Origin of the sequence: Mesorhizobium sp. (assembly GCF_005063415.1) — a bacterium.
In the GTDB taxonomy this organism is placed as follows: domain Bacteria; phylum Pseudomonadota; class Alphaproteobacteria; order Rhizobiales; family Rhizobiaceae; genus Mesorhizobium.
The window spans coordinates 1-1,772 of record NZ_SUEG01000096.1; the positions used below are offsets into that span (position 1 = coordinate 1).

Sequence of the window (1,772 nt, forward strand, 5' to 3'; positions counted from 1 at the left end):
CGGCAGGACAGAGGGGGGTGGGCGGGAACTCATGCTTTCCAAGAAATACTTCTTGTCGGCCCTCACACCTTCACCAGCTGCTCCACGCGGTCCTTCTGGCCGAAGATGCGCAAATAGCGCTCGATCTCTTTCTCGTCGCCTGTCGACTTGGCCGGATTGTCGGAGAGCTTGACCGCCGGCCTGCCGTTGGCTTCGGTGACCTTGCAGACCAGCGAGATGGCGTCTAGCCGGTTGGTCTCGGTCGGCGCGCAGCCCTCGAAATCGTTAGTCAGATTGGTGCCCCAGCCGAAGGACATGCGCACCTTGCCGCGGAAGTGGCGGTAGGTTTCCTCGATGGTCTCGACCTCCAGCCCATCCGAGAAGATGAGCAGCTTCTGCTTGGGGTCCTTGCCCTTTTCGCGCCACCAGGAAATGATCTTCTCGCCGCCCTCGATCGGCGGCGCGCTGTCGGGGCGGAACCCGGTCCAGTCGGCGACCCAGTCCGGCGCATCGCGCAGGAACGCCGCGGTGCCGAAGGTGTCCGGCAGCACGATCAGCAAATTGCCGCCGTAGTAGCGCTGCCAGTCCTGCAGCACGTTGTAGGGCGACTGTTTCAATTCCTTTTCCGAATTGGTGAGCGCGGCGAACACCATCGGCAGTTCATGCGCATTGGTGCCGAGCGCCTCGAGATCGTTGTCCATGGCGAGCAGCACATTGGAGGTGCCGGTGAAGGCCTCGCCGATGCCCTCCTTCAACGCTTCGACGCACCAGCGCTGCCACAGGAAAGAATGACGGCGGCGGGTGCCGAAATCCGAGATGCGGATGCCGGGCAGCGCCTTCAGCCGCTCGGTCTTGGCCCACATCTTGGCCTTGGCGCGGGCATAGAGCACGTCGAGCGCGAACGGCCCGAACGCCCGCATGGCCGCGCGCGAGCGCAGTTCGTTGATAATGGCGAGCGCCGGGATCTCCCACAGCGTCGTGTACATCCACGGACCGCTGAAGGCGAGTTCGTATTGGCCGTCGCGCTTGGAAAGCTCGTATTCCGGCAGCCGGAAATTTTCCAGCCAGGCGAGGAATTCCGGTTCGAATATCTGCTTGCGGCCATAGAAGGTGTTGCCGCCGAGCCAGATCATCTCTTTCTTCGAGAAACGCAGCGTACGGGCATGGTCGAGTTGCTCGCGCAGCTCCGTCTCGTCAATCTCCTCGGCAAGGCGGACCGAGGTGGTCCGGTTGATCAGCGAGAAGGTGGTGTCGACCTTGGGATACATGCCCCAGATCATCTGCAGCATCAGAAGCTTGTAGAAATCGGTGTCCAGCAAGCTGCGGACGATCGGGTCGAGCTTCCAGGTGTGGTTGTAGACGCGCCGCGCTATATCGGTCTTTGCCATCGCTCAATGCCGCCTTCGCTGCTCGCTCTAGCTTTTTGTCTAGCGCAATTCCGGACGGAAAACCGCTGCGCACTTTTCCTGGAATTGCTCCAAATGCCTCTTAGCATCGAATTTTTGAACGCGCCTCCCGCTTTGCGGGCTGGCCCGACAAAAAGAAGCCCCTGCGGCAAGCGGCGCCTACGGCAGTGTCGGCCTCAGGATGCGGTCTTGGCGCCGACCACCTTGAGCGCCGGACGCTTGCGGCGAATGCCGATGCGGCCTGCCACGGGCGCGTCGGCGCGGCGGTCGGCCTGCTCTTTCTCGGCAAACAGCCAGTCGATGAACAATTGCACGATCGGTGCCGACCGCATCTCGTTGCGGCAGACGACGTAGAAATCGTCGACCGCCGGCACGGAAAGGCTGAAC

General features: G+C 62.1%; 1 protein-coding gene and 1 pseudogene. Both read right to left on the minus strand.

Annotated features, from left to right (window positions below):
• Positions 1-62 precede the first annotated feature (62 nt).
• Positions 63-1,367 (minus strand): nicotinate phosphoribosyltransferase, encoded by a 1,305-nt coding sequence (gene pncB, locus E5W70_RS22090; RefSeq protein WP_292662367.1) that lies wholly within the window; start codon positions 1,365-1,367, stop codon positions 63-65.
• A gap of 194 nt (positions 1,368-1,561) precedes the next feature.
• A pseudogene (locus tag E5W70_RS22095) lies at positions 1,562-1,772 on the minus strand (LysR family transcriptional regulator); the annotation flags it as partial.

Bases quoted from the DNA above. Each gene is read 5' to 3' on its own strand.
- pncB (WP_292662367.1), bottom strand. From the start codon at position 1,367: ATGGCAAAGACCGATATAGCGCGGCGCGTCTACAACCACACCTGGAAG.